General features: G+C 61.3%; 9 protein-coding genes. 8 read left to right on the top strand and 1 reads right to left on the bottom strand.

All coding sequences use genetic code 11. From position 1 onward, the window contains the following. Positions 1-666 precede the first annotated feature (666 nt). Positions 667-4,773, bottom strand: a complete 4,107-nt coding sequence (locus LIY45_RS21740) for a DUF6543 domain-containing protein (protein WP_226477557.1) — start codon at positions 4,771-4,773, stop codon at positions 667-669. 307 nt (positions 4,774-5,080) lie between these two features. Between LIY45_RS21740 and tpx the strand changes: the two genes are divergently transcribed. The 8 genes from tpx to LIY45_RS21700 all read left to right on the top strand — a co-directional run bounded on the left by tpx (position 5,081) and on the right by LIY45_RS21700 (position 18,867). Beyond that, complete coding sequence (gene tpx / locus LIY45_RS21735) at positions 5,081-5,581, top strand: thiol peroxidase (RefSeq protein ID WP_226477556.1); 501 nt, start codon at positions 5,081-5,083, stop codon at positions 5,579-5,581. A 230-nt stretch (positions 5,582-5,811) separates the two neighbouring features. Further along, positions 5,812-7,122, top strand: coding sequence for an MdtA/MuxA family multidrug efflux RND transporter periplasmic adaptor subunit (locus LIY45_RS21730; RefSeq protein WP_017477567.1), 1,311 nt, complete (start codon positions 5,812-5,814; stop codon positions 7,120-7,122). Continuing rightward, positions 7,119-10,220, top strand: a complete 3,102-nt coding sequence (locus tag LIY45_RS21725) for an MdtB/MuxB family multidrug efflux RND transporter permease subunit (protein ID WP_017477568.1) — start codon at positions 7,119-7,121, stop codon at positions 10,218-10,220. Before LIY45_RS21730 ends, LIY45_RS21725 begins: the two co-directional genes overlap by 4 nt. Then, the gene (locus LIY45_RS21720; RefSeq protein WP_226477555.1) at positions 10,217-13,324 is read left to right on the top strand and encodes an efflux RND transporter permease subunit; all 3,108 of its coding nucleotides are present in this window, start codon (positions 10,217-10,219) and stop codon (positions 13,322-13,324) included. The genes LIY45_RS21725 and LIY45_RS21720 overlap by 4 nt, the downstream gene beginning before the upstream one ends. Continuing rightward, a complete protein-coding gene (locus LIY45_RS21715) occupies positions 13,321-14,799 on the top strand; it encodes an efflux transporter outer membrane subunit (protein ID WP_226477554.1) in 1,479 nt (492 codons plus the stop codon). The genes LIY45_RS21720 and LIY45_RS21715 overlap by 4 nt, the downstream gene beginning before the upstream one ends. A gap of 274 nt (positions 14,800-15,073) precedes the next feature. Beyond that, positions 15,074-17,164 (top strand): EAL domain-containing protein, encoded by a 2,091-nt coding sequence (locus LIY45_RS21710; protein WP_226477553.1) that lies wholly within the window; start codon positions 15,074-15,076, stop codon positions 17,162-17,164. 92 nt (positions 17,165-17,256) lie between these two features. Beyond that, the gene (locus tag LIY45_RS21705; protein WP_226477552.1) at positions 17,257-17,883 is read left to right on the top strand and encodes a kelch repeat-containing protein; all 627 of its coding nucleotides are present in this window, start codon (positions 17,257-17,259) and stop codon (positions 17,881-17,883) included. Between the two features lie 237 nt (positions 17,884-18,120). Further along, positions 18,121-18,867 carry an SDR family oxidoreductase gene (locus LIY45_RS21700; RefSeq protein WP_226477551.1) on the top strand — a complete coding sequence of 249 codons (747 nt, stop codon included), beginning with the start codon at positions 18,121-18,123 and terminating at the stop codon, positions 18,865-18,867. Positions 18,868-18,947 lie beyond the last annotated feature (80 nt).

Below are 18,947 nucleotides of genomic sequence, written 5' to 3'. Positions count from 1 at the left end.
TTTGTAAGAATATCCAGAAGCGGTTTTTTTCCGTTGTATTCCTGGCCCACGACCATTCCCATGCCAAATCGGGACGAGGAGTTCACGCCGCCTACAAATATGACCTTGCCGCCATTGGCCAGAGACTTATCCAGGTCGTCCATGAGTTGGGCGACATCTTCATTCGGCAAGCCGAACTCCAGGACGCTGCCGGTTATATGCATCAATGTCCGTTTTTGATAGACCCCGTCTTTCAAGTCAGTCAGCACTACCAGGGCGGAGCAGTCGGTCAAGGCATCGGTGGAGAGCACCGAGTTTGTGTCTTCGATAGTCCTGGAGTTGCCCATCAGTACTTCGACCTTGGGGGGCACAACGGTCGGACGGACCGGTTCGCTTCCCTTGGGTGGTCCCACACGGACAGGCCGATAGTCGATGGGCATTTCAACCCAGGCAGGTTTTGCTGCCGTCCCATAATTGATTCGAATCGGAGCGCCGTGCTCTTTACTTACCTGAGGAAAGATATCTTGCGCGGCGTAGTATTTATTCAGTTCTTTGTTGGCAAGCCATTCAATGGTTTTTTTCGGTAGATGCGGATACGTGGATTTATAGCTGGTGTAAAAGTCGTCGTATAAGTCATCCGGGAGTCTTTTATCCGAGAAGTTGGCGATGACGGTTCCCTCAAAACCTTTAACCGGTTTGCCCGTAATGGTGTGCAGGTCGCTGGCGAACGACCGCGTACCACCGTCTCCCGAATAGCAGAAAAGGGTGCGAATGTTGGGGTATTTCTTCAGGTCGATCCCACGGGCCAATAGCTTGTCGTAGGTCTCCTGCGCGGAATAGCGTGCACCATTCTCGCCGACAATTTTTGCGGCCTGGCCAGGTTGTGGTTGTTCGCCATGAGCGTAGATATTGATACGTTCGGCACCGTCGTAGGTATCCACGAACGTCTGAATTTCCCCATCGATGGCATCGACCTGGGTGACAGGCCCTCCCAGCCGTATTTGATACGTTGGTTGCGTAGGTGATGACGCTTCTGGTGGCGAGAGCCTGCCACTTGCCACCTCTGGGGGGGGCGTTCGTTCCCAAGGCCTCGCCAGGCGATGGTGCACGAAAGTGCAGAAACAGTGTCGCCAGGTTGAGCAACAGATCGGCCAGAGCCGCCTCTTTGTTCCTTCCGTCTTTGCTGGCCAATGTATTGATATCTTGGCCAATGCCCAGCGCCTGCATCGCTATGCCGATAGAGGCGAGGGGGCCGCGCAGCACAGGCAGCACGCTGTTGAGCACCAGCAGTCCGCCCCTTTTGGCAGACGCCCAGCGACTTTCCGCATTCGAGACGGACTGCTGATCGGCCAGGCTTGCCAGGCCGTTCGCGTTGTCTTCGTACAACCGGTTCATCAATTGCCCCGATTCCAGCGCCTGCTGCAGCTGGGTCGCGGCATGACCTTCGGTGGCAAGGACAGGCGGTGCCGGCGTCGATATCGGCGCAAAGTCGTCGCCCACGGTAAAGCGCCGGATGTGAGGTGCTTTAAATCCGCCGTTGTTGTAGATCGCCCGGGTCGCGTCGTCCGGCAGCCAGGCGAGGATATCTTTTTGCAATTGGTTCGGCTTCTGAATGGCCTCCATCAAGGCCTGGCGGGTTGGAAACTGCATCAACTGCATGGTGGTGTTCAACGGGCGATACAGAATATGCGGTCCGGTGGTGCTGTCCTTGGGTTCAATCAGGTACATGTTGTTGACAACATCAGGTGCCTTACCCGGCTCGCGCGTAAAGGCCAAGGGCCGGATCACGATCTCCTTGCCGTCGACGGTTTTTGTGCCCGGCGTTGGATCAAGTAGTTGCTCAACGTACCGGAACCCCGTGGTGTCGAAACCGGATGCGCCTGTTGTTGCCAGTTTCAGGGCCTGGAGCTTCAGCTCGATGGGTACCTGCTGGGCAAACAACGAGAGGCGCTGAGCTTTTTTTGTGGGGTCGCCGAGCAATTCTTGCTTGAGGCGCTCCGGGTATTGCTTGCCGATGTCAGCGTCTTGAATCATTTTCTTGAGGACGCCGCCGCCCTCAAGTGCGGTTATTCGTGCATTGCCTGGCTTGCCATCTGGCTTGTAATAGACGTCTATCTGCCCGTCCGGCAACCCCGACAGATTACGCAGCAGCATGTCGGTCAGGCTCATTCTGACTCGATCGACGGTACCGAGGCCCGCCGAGATGTCCCCACCTCCCGAACCGGCCAACAGCCAGCCGCTCGTAGGCTTGAATTCAACTTCAATCTGCGAGGTGTTGTACGACCTGGGGCTGGGCAGCTGTGCGTCGAATTGCTTTTGGGCAAAGGTGCGCAGGTCGTCTATTGCGTAGTCGTACGACTGCCCTTTGTTGCGCTGCACAAAGCCCGCCAGCTCCAGCATGAGGTGGTGCAAGACGACGCGTTGCGAGTCGTTGGCCTGATTGACCCAGGCCGGCGGCTGAGCGGCTGCTTGAGTCTGGTCCGGCGCCTGCGCTGCAGATCGGTTGACGGACAGCGTGTCGACCCATTCACCGTCGATGATAATGCTGGCTTGGGTATCGAACGGATTGCCGGTCAGCACCCGCCCGAGACGGCCGGCTTGTAATGCGTCGTCCCAGGAGTCATAAGGCGTAATGTTGCCACTGGGTTCCACCACCAAGAGAATCTCGCGAGGCCCTGTCACGGAGCGATGAATCAACAGGTTGGGCGTGTCGTTGTGCTCGGGCCCGTTTGTAAGGCGATAGACAGTGGCTGGAGAACTGTTTGGGTCCTGGGGGGCAGCACGCGTCGAACCTTCAGGATGCTTTACGACCATGTCGATGGTTTTGCGTTGTTCGTCATCCAGCCCGGGCTGTTGGAGGCCGGCTCGCTGCAGGTTGTCTTGCAGGAGGCGGCTGACCAATGACTGACGGCTGTCGTTATAGAGCGCAGGCGCAGTGAAGGCGGGCTGCCTCCAGTAATCGTGGGTGGCCGCTTTGTAAATCGTTTCCACTTGCGTCGGTAAACGGAGCAACTCATTCTTCAGGGCGTTCATATCGATAGGGACGGGGACGTATCCGGGTGTCCCGGTGCGTGCCAGAAGGTCAGGGCGGGTGTCGAACAATTGGGCGCCCGGGGGGAAACGCAGTGATTGACTGTTGCTTAACGCGTTCATGGCGTAGTCCATGAGCGGCACCTCTTTGCGCTCGGCGGGATTCTCCGGGTCGTGTACGCCAATGCTCAGGTGGTTGATGTCCAGGTCCCCCGCACCATGGGCGATGCCCCGGACGTAGAAACCCAGCCATGAAGCCACCGCCGAATACAGGCTGGGGGCTGCGGCAAACAGGCTGTTGACGATGCGGGTTGCGGGGTCGATGGTGTTGGCGGGCGTTTTAGCGGGCTCCGACGTGACGGGTTGAACGTTACTTGCGTCCTCGAGCTGCCGGATGGCGGCGAGCTGTGCTTGCTGCACCGCGCGTGAGCGCTCGTCGGTGGGAGGGGGTTCCTGGTTCAAGGCGGGAAAGCCCTTTTGGAAGAGGGCGGTGCTCAGTGTGAGCGTCTCTGGCAAGGTTGTGCTGGTGGCAGGCACGCCATAAAAATTCAGGGCGTTACGGATAGAGATGGAACCGTCCGGGTAATAAGGCACGAGTTCATTCGTTCCGTCCCCCAGTTTCTTGGCCAGCGCCCTGATATCAACCGATAGCTCGGCCCATCCCGACTGATCATTGACCGTAGCGATCTTGCGCAAGGCGTTGCGCTCAGGCACCAGCAGATCGCCGCTTGGCAGCGATATGCTTACGGTTGAAATGTCGATGTTTTGGCGTCGCAGAAAGTCCAGGACTGCCGGGGTCTGAAAGGCCTTGTTAAAGGCTTTGATCGTTTGTCCGAGCGTGGAGTGCTCGGGGGGCGTAATGAGGGTACCTGAGGCTGTGTTTGCGTCGGCCGGGTGTATTTCGTTTCTGTGCAGCAACAGCGCGGTGGCGCTCATTCGCGCCACTTCTTTATCCGCGTCGATAACGCGTGCCGCTATTGTTTGAGCAGGCGCCACGGCGGGTATTGGCCCGCTGGCATCCATGGCGGCAATGTCCTTTATGGTTTGTTGCTGGAGCTCGCTGACGTGGCGGTGGTAGTAGTGAGTGGAATCAGACAGCGACGGGAATGTTTGGGTAGTCAATAGAATGCCGGCCATTGGAAGCCGGGCCGGCACGGAGCGGTGGCCATAAAAGGTACCGACCAGCTCGGTCGGGGCGTTGTTTGGGCCGGTGTAGGTAAACGGCCCTCCAGTTCTTCCAATAAGCACTTTTGCTGCTGCCGACAGGTCTGCGGTGGCCCGTGCCCAGCCAGGACTTTCGTCATAAAAGGTTGCGATGCTCCCGTCAGTAAGACCCGCATAGAAACTCGTCCCGTAGCTGGGATACCAGCAGATTTTTGACAGGTCGATGTGGTTATCGCGGGCAAAAGTCGCGAAGGGTTCTGAGTTCAGCGCGCGGGTAAAATTGGCCCAGGCTATGCCAAATGTGGAGTTGGGCTCGACAGCGGTGGTCAGAGGGGTCCAACTGCTCCGGTGATCGTCCTGTGCGGTTGAGTTCGCGGCTTCCGTCAAGCCGAAGGCATAGTTGACGGCCATTTTACTGTCGCCTTGTTCTACCAGCGTTTTGGCGCGTTCCTCCTGCGGGCTCAGATCGTTGTCGCGGTGTGTACGCACCCGGGCGAGTGACTCGCTCGACACTTGAGGTGGCGAGGGAACCGCCTGAGGCGAGGTAGAGGGGGACGTGGGAAGGGCGATGGAAGCGGCACGCGAATCGGTAACTCTCATGAGGGCATCCTTCAGTTCATGTAAGACAGAGGCAGCGGCTACCGATAAGTTTTTCACGGCGGCAGTTGTGTGTCGTTCACCTGGGATGTGCAGTTCCGGGCGTGCCCGGGCCGCTTTGCAACGTGAAAAAATACGTGATGGATGGGTGAGACTTTTCGAGAAGGCCCTAAGCGCGTGCTGGGTCTGTGCGTCTGTTTCGGGGCGGTTCCAAGACAATTTGCGCCCGACCATAGGTGCCCATCGAACTTTGTGGTTAACTTCGGCACCTGAATTTCGTTTCACTACCACCACTAGAAGGATTCCGTTCATGGCTCAAGTTACCCTCCGAGGCAACCCTGTCCAGGTCGAAGGCGATTTGCCGAAAGTCGGCGCCAAGGCGCCAGACTTCACCCTGACTGCCGGCGATCTGTCTGACGCAACCCTGGCAAGCTTTGCCGGCAAGCGCAAAGTGCTGAACATCTTCCCAAGCGTTGATACCCCGACCTGCGCCACGTCGGTTCGCAAGTTCAACGCCCAGGTCAACGACGTGAACAACACCGTGGTGTTGTGCATCTCCACCGACCTGCCATTCGCCCAGGCGCGCTTCTGCGGTGCCGAAGGCCTGGAAAACGTGAAGAACCTGTCGGACTTCCGTGAGCCAGCCTTTGCTGTCGACTACGGTGTTTCGCTTGCTGACGGCCCGCTGCGCGGCCTGACTGCCCGTGCCGTCGTGGTACTGGACGAAAACGACAACGTGCTGCACAGCGAACTGGTCAGCGAAATCGGCCAAGAGCCAAACTACGAAGCAGCCCTGGCTGTTTTGAAGTAACTGTAACTACGCGTGACTGTCGTTTTGCAGTAACACGCGTGATGCAGTATTACGGCCTGGCCTAGTCCAGGCCGTTTTTATTTGTGCTTCAGATGCTTAGCCAGATAGCCAATGGACTAAGCGAAGAAGTTAAAAGTTGTAATCCAAGGTAAATAGCCGGTAAAGGCGCTTTTCTTAACGCGCCCCAGTGCTTATCTTTCAGCCTCCCGAAGAAGAAGCTCTCGCACCCAATGGTTGATCACTCCATGCAATCCACCCCTCGTCACTCCCGCCGCTGGCTGTTCGGCCTGCTCGTGCTGCTGGTCATTGCTGGCCTGTGCTGGAAGTTCTGGCCCGGCAGCAGCCACAAAGACAGCGCCGAGAAGAAGCCCGCCGGGCATGCCGGCAAGTCGGGCATGATGCGCCCGGGCTTTGGTGGTTCTACCGGCCCGGTGCCGGTGCGTGTGGCGCCCGCCGTGCTGGGTGAGTTCCCGGTGTACTACAAGGCGCTGGGCACGGTCACCGCCCTGAACACCATTAATGTGCGCAGTCGGGTAGGGGGAGAGCTGGTCAAGATCGCCTTTGAAGAAGGGCAGATGGTCAAGGCCGGTGACTTGCTGGCGGAAATCGACCCGCGCAGTTACCAGAATGCCTTGCTCCAGGCCCAGGGCACGTTGCTGCAGAACCAGGCCCAGTTGAAAAACGCCCAGGTCGACGTGCAGCGTTATCGCGACCTGTATGCCCAGGACAGTATCGCCAAGCAGACCCTCGACACCGCCGAAGCGCTGGTGTTGCAGTACCAGGGCACGGTCAAGACCAACCAGGGCGCGGTGGATGACGCCAAACTCAACCTCGAATTTACCAAGATCCGCGCCCCGATTACCGGGCGTGTCGGCCTGCGCCAGGTGGACGTGGGCAACCTCGTCGCGGCCAACGACACCACCTTCCTGGCGGTGATCACCCAGACCCAACCCATCAGCGTGGTCTTCACGCTGCCGGAAAACACCCTGGAAACCGTGCTGGCGCGTTATCACGCCGGCAACAAGCTGCCGGTAGAAGCCTGGGACCGTGGCGATGTGGCCCTGAAAGCCAGCGGCGTGTTGCAGAGCCTGGACAACCAGATCGACGTCACCACCGGCACCCTGAAATTCAAGGCGCGGTTCGATAACAAGGACCAGGCGCTGTTCCCCAACCAGTTCGTGAATGTGCACCTGCTGGCCGACACCCTGCATAACGTAGTGCTGGCGCCGTCGGCGGCGATTCAGTTCGGCAACAATGGCACCTTCGTCTACGTGCTCGATGGCGACAAGAAGGTCAAGGTACGTCCGCTGGTGATCGGTGACTCCGACGGCAACAACACCGTGATCAAGCAAGGCCTGGCCGCCGGCGACCGCGTGGTACTGGAAGGCACCGACCGCCTGAAGGACGGCAGCGATATCGAAGTGGTCAACGACAGCACTGAAGTGCCGACCACGCCGACCGAACACCTCCAGGGCCAGCCGGCAGCCAAGACGCAGCAAGGCCCGGCTGATGCCGGCAAGGCGCAAAAGGGCGGCGCATGAACCTCTCGCGGCTGTTCATCCTTCGCCCGGTAGCAACCACCCTGAGCATGCTGGCCATTGTTCTGGCCGGGGCGATCGCTTATCGCCTGTTGCCGGTCTCGGCCTTGCCCCAGGTGGACTACCCGACCATCCGGGTGATGACCCTGTACCCCGGCGCCAGCCCGGACGTGATGACCAGCGCGGTGACGGCGCCCCTGGAGCGTCAGTTCGGGCAGATGCCCGGCCTGACCCAGATGGCGTCCACCAGCTCCGGCGGCGCCTCGGTGCTGACCCTGCGTTTCAACCTCGACATCAACATGGATGTCGCCGAGCAACAGGTGCAGGCCGCGATCAACGCCGCCACCAACCTGCTGCCCAAGGACTTGCCGGCACCGCCGGTGTACAACAAGGTCAACCCGGCGGACACCCCGGTACTGACCCTGGCCATCACCTCCAAGACCATGTTGCTGCCCAAGCTCAACGACCTGGTCGACACGCGCATGGCGCAGAAAATCGCGCAGATCAGCGGCGTCGGCATGGTCAGCATCGCCGGTGGCCAGCGCCAGGCGGTGCGGATCAAGGTCAACCCCGAGGCCCTGGCGGCCAACGGCTTGAACCTGTCAGACGTGCGTACCCTGATCGCCGCGTCCAACGTCAACCAGCCCAAGGGTAACTTTGACGGCCCTACGCGGGTGTCGATGCTCGACGCCAACGACCAGTTGGTCTCGCCCAAGGAATACGCCGAGCTGATCCTCGCCTACAACAACGGCGCGCCGTTGCGGCTCAAGGACGTGGCGCAGATCGTCGACGGCGCCGAAAACGAGCGCCTCGCGGCCTGGGCCAATGAAAACCAGGCGGTTTTGCTGAACATTCAGCGCCAGCCCGGGGCCAACGTCATCGAAGTGGTGGACCGGATCAAGGCATTGTTGCCGAGCATCACCGACAACCTGCCGGCCGGCCTCGACGTGACGGTGCTCACCGACCGGACCCAGACCATCCGTGCCTCGGTCCGTGACGTACAACACGAATTGCTGATCGCCATTGCCCTGGTGGTGATGGTGACGTTCCTGTTCCTGCGCCGCTTCAGCGCCACCATCATCCCGTCCATCGCCGTGCCACTGTCCCTGGTGGGCACCTTTGGCGTGATGTACCTGGCCGGTTTCTCCATCAACAACCTGACGCTGATGGCCCTGACCATCGCCACCGGTTTTGTGGTGGACGATGCCATCGTGATGCTGGAGAACATTTCCCGCTATATCGAGGAAGGCGAGACGCCCATGGCGGCCGCGCTCAAGGGCGCCAAGCAGATCGGCTTCACCCTGATTTCCCTGACCCTGTCGCTGATTGCGGTATTGATCCCGCTGCTGTTCATGGCCGACGTGGTGGGGCGCTTGTTCCGTGAGTTCGCCATCACCCTGGCGGTGGCGATCCTGATTTCCCTGGTGGTGTCCCTGACCCTGACGCCAATGATGTGCGCGCGTTTGCTCAAGCGCGAACCCAAGGAAGAAGAGCAGGGCCGTTTCTACAAGGCCAGCGGCGCCTGGATCGACTGGCTGATCGCAGCCTACGGGCGCAAGTTGCAGTGGGTGCTCAAGCACCAGCCGCTGACCTTGCTGGTGGCCATCGCCACTTTGGGCCTGACCGTGGTGCTGTACCTGGTGGTGCCCAAGGGCTTCTTCCCGGTGCAGGACACCGGCGTGATCCAGGGCATTTCCGAAGCGCCGCAGTCGATTTCCTTTGCGGCCATGAGCCAGCGCCAGCAGGAGCTGGCGAAGATCATCCTCGAAGACCCGGCGGTGGAAAGCCTGTCGTCCTACATCGGGGTGGACGGTGATAACGCCACCCTCAACAGCGGCCGCCTGCTGATCAACCTCAAGCCCCACGGCGAACGGGACCTCAGCGCGGCACAGATCATCACGCGCCTGCAACCGCAGCTGGACAAGCTGGTGGGTATCCGCCTGTTCATGCAGCCGGTGCAGGACCTGACCATTGAAGACCGCGTCAGCCGCACCCAGTACCAGTTCAGCATGTCCTCGCCGGACGCCGAGCTGCTGGCGCTGTGGAGTGACAAGCTGGTGCACGCCCTCAGTCAACTGCCGGAACTCTCCGACGTCGCCAGTGACCTGCAGGACAAAGGCCTGCAGGTGTACCTGGTGATCGACCGCGACGCGGCTTCGCGCCTTGGCGTGTCGGTCTCGACCATCACGGATGCGCTGTACGACGCGTTCGGCCAGCGGCAGATTTCCACCATCTATACCCAGGCCAGCCAGTACCGCGTCGTGCTGCAGGCCCAGTCGGGGGAAACCCTCGGCCCGGCCGCCCTGAACCAGATCCACGTGAAAACCACCGACGGCGGCCAGGTACGGCTGTCGAGCCTGGCCCACGTGGAACAGCGCCAGGCCCAGCTGGCGATCGCCCATATCGGCCAGTTCCCGGCGGTGATGATGTCGTTCAACCTGGCCCCCGGCGTGGCGCTGGGCAAGGGTGTGGAACTGATCAACCAGGCCCAGAAGGACATCGGCATGCCCGTCGGCGTGCAGACTCAATTCCAGGGCGCGGCCCAGGCGTTCGAGGCCTCGCTGTCGAGTACCTTGCTGCTGATCCTGGCGGCGGTAGTGACCATGTACATCGTGTTGGGTGTGCTCTACGAGAGCTACATCCACCCGATCACCATTCTCTCGACCTTGCCGTCGGCAGCGGTAGGGGCCTTGCTGGCCTTGCTGCTCAGTGGCAACGACCTGGGGATGATCGCGATCATCGGCATCATCCTGTTGATCGGTATCGTGAAGAAGAACGCGATCATGATGATCGACTTTGCCCTCGACGCTGAGCGCAACCAGGGCCTGGACCCGCAAACCGCGATCTACCAGGCAGCGCTGTTGCGCTTCCGGCCGATCCTGATGACCACCCTGGCGGCGCTGTTCGGTGCGGTGCCGTTGATGCTCGCCACCGGCTCCGGTGCAGAACTGCGTCAGCCCCTGGGCCTGGTCATGGTCGGTGGGCTGCTGGTGAGCCAGGTGTTGACCCTGTTTACCACTCCGGTGATCTACCTGTATTTCGACCGCCTTGGCCGTCGCTGGCGCAAAGAGCCCGTGCGCCTGGAGCCGGTTGAGTCATGAACCTGTCCGGACCTTTCATTCGCCGGCCGGTCGCGACCATGCTGCTGAGCCTGGCGATCATGCTGCTGGGCGGCGTCAGCTTCAACCTGCTGCCAGTCTCGCCTTTGCCGCAGATCGACTTCCCGGTGATCGTGGTGTCGGCCAGCTTGCCCGGTGCCAGCCCCGAGGTGATGGCGTCTACGGTGGCCACGCCGCTGGAGCGTTCCTTCGGCGCAATTGCCGGCATTACCACCATGAGCAGTTCGTCGAGCCAGGGTTCGACCCGGGTGATCCTGGCGTTCGACTCCAATCGCGACATCAACGGCGCGGCGCGGGAAGTGCAGGCGGCGATCAACGCCTCCCGTAACCTGCTGCCCAGTGGCATGCGCAGCATGCCCACCTACAAGAAGATCAACCCGTCCCAGGCGCCGATCATGGTGCTGTCCCTGACCTCGGACGTGTTGCCCAAGGGCCAGTTGTACGACCTGGCCTCGACTATCCTGTCCCAGAGCCTGTCCCAGGTGCCGGGGGTGGGTGAAGTGCAGATCGGCGGCAGCTCCTTGCCCGCCGTGCGTATCGAACTTGAACCCAAGGCCCTCGACCAATACGGCGTGGCCCTGGACGATGTGCGTAACACCATCGCCAATGCCAACGTGCGCCGGCCCAAGGGGTCGCTGGAAGACAGTGAGCGCAACTGGCAGATCCAGGCCAACGACCAGTTGGAAAAGGCCAAGGACTACGAACCACTGCTGATCCGCTACCAGAATGGCGCGGCCCTGCGCCTGGGGGATGTGGCGAAAATCAGCGATGGCGTCGAGGACCGCTACAACAGCGGCTTCTTCAACAACGACTCGGCGGTGCTGCTGGTGATCAACCGCCAGTCCGGTGCCAACATCATCGAGACCGTGAAGCAGATCAAGGCGCAGCTGCCGGCCTTGCAGGCGGTGTTGCCGTCCAGCGTCAAGCTGAACCTGGCCATGGACCGTTCGCCGGTGATCACCGCCACCTTGCACGAAGCCGAGATGACCTTGCTGATTGCCGTGGCCCTGGTGATCCTGGTGGTGTACCTGTTCCTCGGCAACTTCCGTGCCTCGCTGATTCCCACCCTGGCGGTGCCGGTGTCGCTGGTGGGCACTTTTGCGGTGATGTACCTGTTCGGCTTTTCCCTGAACAACCTGTCGCTGATGGCGCTGATCCTCGCCACCGGCCTGGTGGTGGACGACGCCATCGTGGTACTGGAGAACATTTCCCGGCACATCGACGAAGGCGTGCCGCCGATGAAGGCGGCGTACCTGGGGGCCCAGGAAGTCGGCTTCACGTTGCTGTCGATGAACGTCTCGCTGGTGGCGGTGTTCCTCTCGATCCTGTTCATGGGCGGGATCGTTACCAGCCTGTTCCGCGAGTTTTCCATCACCTTGGCGGCGGCGATCATCGTCTCGCTGGTGGTGTCCCTGACCCTGACCCCGATGCTCTGCGCCCGCTGGCTCAAGCCCCATGTCAAAGGCCAGGAGACAGGCTTGCAGCGCTGGAGCCAGAAGATCAACGACCGCATGGTGGCCGGCTACGCCCGCAGCCTGGACTGGGTGCTGCGCCACAAGCGCCTGACGCTGCTCAGCCTGTTGGTGACCATTGGCGTCAACGTGGCGCTGTATGTGGTGGTGCCGAAAACCTTCATGCCCCAGCAGGACACCGGGCAACTGATCGGTTTTGTGCGCGGCGATGACGGGCTGTCATTCAGTGTCATGCAGCCGAAGATGGAAATCTTCCGCAAGGCAGTCCTGCAGGACCCCGCCGTGTTGAGCGTGGCAGGCTTTATTGGCGGCAACAGCGGCACCAATAACGCGGTGATGCTGGTGCGGCTCAAGCCCATCAGCGAACGCAAGATTTCTGCCCAGGCGGTGATCGAACGCATGCGCAAGAATGTGCCACTGGTGCCCGGCGGGCGCCTGATGCTGATGGCTGACCAGGACCTGCAATTTGGTGGCGGCCGCGACCAGACCACCTCGCAGTATTCCTACATCCTGCAAAGCGGCGACCTGGCGGCGTTGCGCCTGTGGTACCCGAAAGTGGTCGCCGCGTTGCGTGAACTGCCGGAACTCACCGCCATCGATGCCCGTGAAGGCCGTGGTGCGGCCCAGGTCACGCTGATTGTCGACCGCGACCAGGCCAAGCGCCTGGGCATTGATATGAACATGGTCACCGCGGTGCTCAACAACGCCTACAGCCAGCGCCAGATTTCCACCATCTACGACAGCCTCAACCAGTACCAGGTGGTGATGGAAGTCAATCCGAAGTACGCCCAGGACCCGATCACCCTCAATCAGATGCAGGTGATCACGTCCACCGGTGCACGTGTCCCGCTGTCGGCCATCGCCCACTATGAAAACAGCCTGGCGGATGATCGGGTCAGCCATGAAGGCCAGTTCGCCTCGGAAAACATTGCGTTTGATATGTCACCCGGGGTCACGGTGGAGCAGGGCACGGCCGCTATCGAGCGAGCGATTGCCAAGGTCGGCCTGCCTGAAGATGTGATCGCGAAGATGGCCGGTACGGCCGACGCCTTCGCCGCCACCCAGAAAGGCCAGCCGTTCATGATCCTCGGTGCGCTGGTGGCGGTGTACCTGGTATTGGGGATTCTGTACGAGAGCTACATTCACCCGCTGACCATTCTGTCGACCTTGCCGTCGGCGGGGGTGGGCGCCTTGCTCTCGATCTATCTGCTGGGTGGGGAATTCAGCCTGATCTCGCTGTTGGGGCTGTTCCTGCTGATCGGGGTGGTGAAGAAAAACGCGATCCTGATGATCGACCTGGCGCTGCAACTGGAGCGCAAGGACGGCATGAGCCCGCTGGAATCGATTCGCGCCGCCTGCCTCGTGCGGCTGCGCCCGATCCTGATGACCACCCTGGCGGCGATTCTGGGCGCCGTGCCGCTGCTGCTCAGCACCGCCGAAGGCGCGGAAATGCGCCAGCCCTTGGGCCTGACGATTATCGGCGGGCTGGTATTCAGCCAGATCCTGACCCTCTACACCACGCCTGTGGTTTACCTTTATCTCGACCGCCTGCGCCACCGTTTCAACGGTTGGCGCGGAGTGCGTACCGATGCTGCCCTGGACACTGCGCTATGACCGACTCAACGTTTCCCACCGTGCAACGTCTGGCGATGACGCGCGGCTCCAAGCTGCTGAGCCTGGCCCTGTGCGGCGTGATGCTCAGCGCCTGCGCCGTCGGCCCGGATTACAAACGCCCCGAATTGACCGAGCCGGCCCAGTACAAGGAAGCCCAGGGCTGGCGCCAGGCCGCGCCCAGCGACTCGTTGGCCCGGGGGGCCTGGTGGGAGCTGTACGGCGACAAACAACTCAATGAGTTGGTAGAAAAACTCAACAGCTCCAACCAGACCGTGGCCCAGGCCGAGGCGCGTTATCGCCAGGCGGCCTCCCAGGTGCGCAGTGCCCGTGGTGCGTTCTTCCCCACGGTTGACCTGAGTGCCTCGAAAAGCCGGGCCAGCCAGGGAACCGGCAGCAGTAACGCCAGCCTCAGCAGCTCCAGCAGCGGTATCCGCGACACCTTGAACGCCCAGCTGGGCGTGAGTTGGGAAGCCGATATCTGGGGCAAACTGCGCCGGGGCCTGGAAGCCAATGAAGCCAGCGCCGAAGCCAGCGCAGCGGACCTCGCGGCGATGCGCCTGAGCCAGCAATCGGAACTGGTGCAGGATTACCTGCAGCTGCGGGTCATGGACGAACAGACCCGTTTGCTGCAAGCCACGGTGGACACCTACCAACGCTCCCTGCAAATGACCCAGAACCAATACCGTGCCGGAGTCTCGGGCAAGGATGCCATTGCCCAGGCCCAGACCCAGCTGAAAAGCACCCAGGCCAGCATGATCGACCTGATCTGGCAGCGGGCGCAGCTGGAAAACGCCATTGCCGTGCTGATCGGTGTGCCGCCGGCCAACTTCAACCTGGCGGTGAGCAAGGACATTCCGGCGCTGCCGCAGATTCCGGTGAGCCTGCCGTCGCAACTGCTGGAACGCCGCCCGGATATCGCCCAGGCTGAGCGCTCGGTGATTGCGGCCAACGCCAATATCGGCGTGGCCAAGACCGCGTACTACCCGGACCTGACCCTGAGCCTGGCCGGCGGCTATTCCAGCAGCACCTACGCCGACTGGATCAGCCTGCCGAACCGCTTCTGGTCGGTGGGGCCGAAACTCGCCATGACCCTGTTTGACGGCGGCCAGCGTTCGGCCGAAGTCGACCGCGCCGAAGCGTCCTACGACGAAACCGTGGCCAAGTACCGCCAGACCGTACTCGACGGTTTCCGTGAGGTGGAAAACTATATGGTGCAGCTCAAGGTCCTGGAAGACGAAGCGGTTGTCAGCAACGAAGCCCTCGACGCGGCCCGGGAATCCCTGCGCCTGACCCAGAACCAGTACAAGGCCGGGTTGATCGCCTATCTCGATGTGGTCACTGTGCAAGCCACAGCCCTGAGCAACGAGCGCACGGTGCTGACCCTGCTGCAAACCCGGCTGGTGGCCAGCGTGCAACTGATCGCGGCACTGGGCGGTGGTTGGGATGGGCAGATGCAACTGAGCGACAAGAAGTAAACACCGATCCTGGAGGTGGACTGGCTTGTGTGGGAGCGGGCTTGCTCGCGAAAACGGTGGGTCAGTCAACTGTGTATGAACTGACCCACCGTTTTCGCGAGCAAGCCCGCTCCCACAAGGGTTTTGCGGTGTTTTTGAGCCAGTAGTTTGGCGTCAAATTGTGAATGATGGCTATACGATAATATTTCAGGTGTACAAGAATTAATCTCGCTACAATCCCCGACTTTTCACCCCGGCACGGAAGCCGTTTGGCCCATTGGTCACGAGAAGTCCCATGCTCACCGGTAGTTATTCCCCCGCCCTGGTCCTGATTTCCCTGTTCGTCGCGATCCTCGCGTCCTATACCGCGTTGGACCTGACAGGCCGTATTGCCACGGCCAAAGGCCGCGCCGTATACCTGTGGATGGGCGGCGGTGCGTTGGCAATGGGTGTGGGTATCTGGTCGATGCACTTTATCGGCATGCTCGCCTTTCGCTTGCCCATCAGTCTGGGCTATGACATCGACATCACGGCGCTGTCATTGCTGATCGCAGTCCTTTCCAGTGGTTTTGCCTTGTGGCTGGTCAGCCAGCCGCGCTTGCCCGCCTGGCAGCTGGCGTTTGGCGCCTTGATCATGGGCGCCGGCATCAGCGCCATGCATTACACCGGCATGGCTGCGATGCGCATGACGCCCGGCATCGACTACGACCCCACGCTGTTCACCGCCTCCCTGTTGATCGCAGTGGGTGCTTCGGCGGCGGCCTTGTGGATCGCCTTCAATCTGCGGCGCAACACGCCTTACGTGCGTTTGGCCCGGGGCGGGGCCGCCATGGTGATGGGCGTGGCAATCGTCGGCATGCATTACACCGGCATGGCCGCTGCGCGTTTCGCCGATGGCAGTTTCTGCGGCGCAGCCCTGACAGGCCTCAGCGGCAAGGGCCTGGATAATCTGGTGCTGGTGACCACCCTCGCGGTGCTGATCATTGCGCTGCTGACCTCGCTGGCCGATGCCCGCCTGGAAGCCCGTACCGCGGTGTTGGCCGACTCCTTGACCCAGGCCAACCAGGAGCTCACTCACTTGGCCCTGCACGACATGCTCACCGGCTTGCCCAACCGCACCTTGCTCGCTGACCGGATTCAACAAGCGCTACAGCGGGTGAACGAGGAGGGCGGTTGTTTCGCGCTGATGTTTATCGACCTGGACGGCTTCAAGCCGGTCAACGACGCCTTCGGCCACCACATGGGCGACCTGCTGTTGCAGCAGGTCGGCCTGCGCCTGCGGGAAGACTTGCGCAGCCAGGACACCCTGGCCCGCATCGGCGGTGATGAGTTTGTCTTGCTGGTGCAGTTGACCCAGCCCGACGACGCGCTGCGCCTGGCCGAGCGCCAGGTGGGCTTGATCAACCAGTCGTTCCGCGTGGCCGAGCACGAGCTGAAGATCTCCGCCAGCATCGGTATCGCGCTGTTCCCCGGCAATGGCGCCACGCCCCAGGAACTGCTGATGAACGCCGACGCGGCGATGTATCACGCCAAGGGCATGGGCAAGAACGGCTACAGCTTTTTCGACGTGTCGATGAACACCAATGCGCGCAAACAACTGCAACTGCTGCAGGACTTGCGCAACGCCGTGGAGCATGAACAGTTCCGGCTGTATTACCAGCCCAAGTTCGACGCCGTCAGCGGCCGCCCGGTCGGTGCCGAAGCCCTGCTGCGCTGGGAGCATCCGCAACAGGGCTTGTTATTGCCGGACAAGTTTATCGAGCTGGCGGAAAAGACCGGGCTGATCATCCCCATCGGCGACTGGGTACTCAATGAGGCCTGCCGCCAGATGCAGGTGTGGTACGCCCAGGGCTATCACGACTGGCGCATTGCGGTGAACCTGTCGGCGTTGCAGTTCTGCCATGCCGGGCTGGTCAAGAGTGTCGCCAACGCGCTGGAGCGCCATCGGTTGCCGGCCAACAGCCTGACCCTGGAAATCACCGAGACCACCGCCATGAGCGATGCCGACGCGAGCATGACAGTGTTGCAGAAGCTTTCGGACATGGGGGTGGACCTGTCCATCGACGACTTCGGTACCGGCTATTCGAGCCTGATGTACCTCAAGCGCCTGCCGGCCAATGAACTGAAAATCGACCGTGGGTTTGTGCGCGACCTGGAGCACGACAGTGACGATGCCGCCATTGTCTCGGCCATCGTCGCCCTCGGCCAAGCCCTGGGCCTGCGTATTGTGGCCGAAGGGGTCGAGACCGACTCACAGCAGAGCTTCCTCACACGGTTGGGCTGCGATTCATTGCAAGGTTATCTGCTGGGGCATCCGCTGCCGGCGGACCAGTTTATGAAGGACATTGAAAAGGCCACCGCCGGAGTGGCCGATACCCGCAGCTGAGTGCGGGTCATACCTGTTAATTCTGACAGTAGCGACCGTGATACAGCGCGTATAAAGTCGATTCCAGGAAGCTGACTTGGGAGCCGACCGACATGGCATCGCTCATGACCGGTGTATTCACGCCCACAGGTTCGATGCTCGAACCCCGTTATTTCCACAATGCTGTAGGCATCGGCGACCTGGGCGTACTGGTCATCGCCGGGGAAGGCCTCGGCGAGGCTTCAGGCTCGCGTTTCGACCAATTGGCGCCTGGCGCACCCGGTGGTTCATCTGCCACCCGAATCATGGCCAGCGTGGAGTTCTACCACCAAGCGTCAGGGCAGTGGTCGACGGTTGCGCCGCTTCCGTTTCCCCGCAGTGCCAGTGCTGCTGTGGTTTTGCAGTCGGGCCTTGTGCTGTTGACGGCGGGGAGTGAGTCCGGCCAGTCGATCAGCGATGTGCAGTTGTATAACGTCTCAACCCACCGCTGGACGCCTACGGGGCCCTTGCACACGCCGCGCTTCGGCCATACCAGCACGCTGTTGGCGTCAGGAAACGTCTTGGTGGTCGGTGGCAATAATCTGCAGTCAGGCAGCGGGCAGGTGCAAGACAGCGTTGAGTGCTACGACCCGTTCACCGGCCATTGGCAGCGTAAAGCCTGGCTCCCCGTGGATGCCATGAATCACACCGCAACCTTGCCGGCGAGCTTTATGATCCGAGGTCCGCTCAATGGACGCTGACCGCGGCCCTCCACCCCGGGCGTTTCGGCCATGGCGCGTGCTGCCTTTCTACGGGGCAAGTGCTGATTGCGGGGGGCTCGAGGGCCACCCCTCATCCGGCGCCACTGTCCAATGCCGAGCTTTTTACCCTGGCGTGATCAACACCCTCTTCTCGGGTTGACCTGAGCCCATGCAAAACCTGCCGGTCGCAGGTAGTATTGGATCCATCAGCTCACGTTGAATCAGGAGACCTTACACATGGACAAAGTCGTCGTCATCACCGGTGGCAGCCGTGGGATCGGCGCCGCCACGGCGTTGCTGGCCGCTGCCCAAGGCTATCGTATCTGCATCAACTACCAGTCTGATGAGGACGCTGCTCACCGAGTGCTTGAGCAAGTGCGCGCCCTCGGCGCCCAGGCCATTGCGGTGCGGGCCGATGTCAGCATCGAAGACGAAGTGATCGGCCTGTTCCACCGTGTTGATACCGAGCTGGGCCGGGTGACGGCCTTGGTGAACAACGCCGGTACCGTGGGACACAAGTCGCGGGTCGATGAAATGTCCGAGTTCCGCATCCTGAAGACCCTCAGGACCAATGTGTTGGGGCCGATCCTGTGTGCCAAGCATGCGCTGCTGCGCATGTCGCCCAAGCATGGCGGGCAGGGCGGCAGCATCGTCAACGTTTCATCGGCCGCCGCGCGGTTGGGCTCGCCGGGGGAATATGTGGATTACGCCGCGTCCAAGGGCGCGCTGGATACCTTCACTCTGGGGCTCTCCAAGGAAGTGGCGGGTGAGGGGGTCCGGGTCAATGGTGTGCGGCCTGGCTTAATCTTCACCGACTTTCACGCGCTGAGCGGCGACCCTGACCGGGTCAGCAAGCTTGAGCCGGGCATCCCAATGGCCCGTGGCGGGCGTGCCGAAGAAGTGGCGGAAGGGATTATCTGGTTGCTGTCGGACAAGGCGTCCTATGCCACCGGGACCTTCATTGACCTGGCGGGCGGTCGATAAGGTTATAGCGCCTGTTCGGACGCCATCGCGGGCAAGCCCGGCTCCCACAGAGATACGCGATCAATTGTGGGAGCCGGGCT

It is taken from the genome of Pseudomonas sp. MWU16-30323 (assembly GCF_020515595.1).
Classification (GTDB): Bacteria; Pseudomonadota; Gammaproteobacteria; order Pseudomonadales; family Pseudomonadaceae; genus Aquipseudomonas; species Aquipseudomonas yamanorum.
The sequence above is the reverse complement of the archived record's forward strand: the minus strand, read 5'-3'. Positions and strand labels throughout refer to the sequence as shown.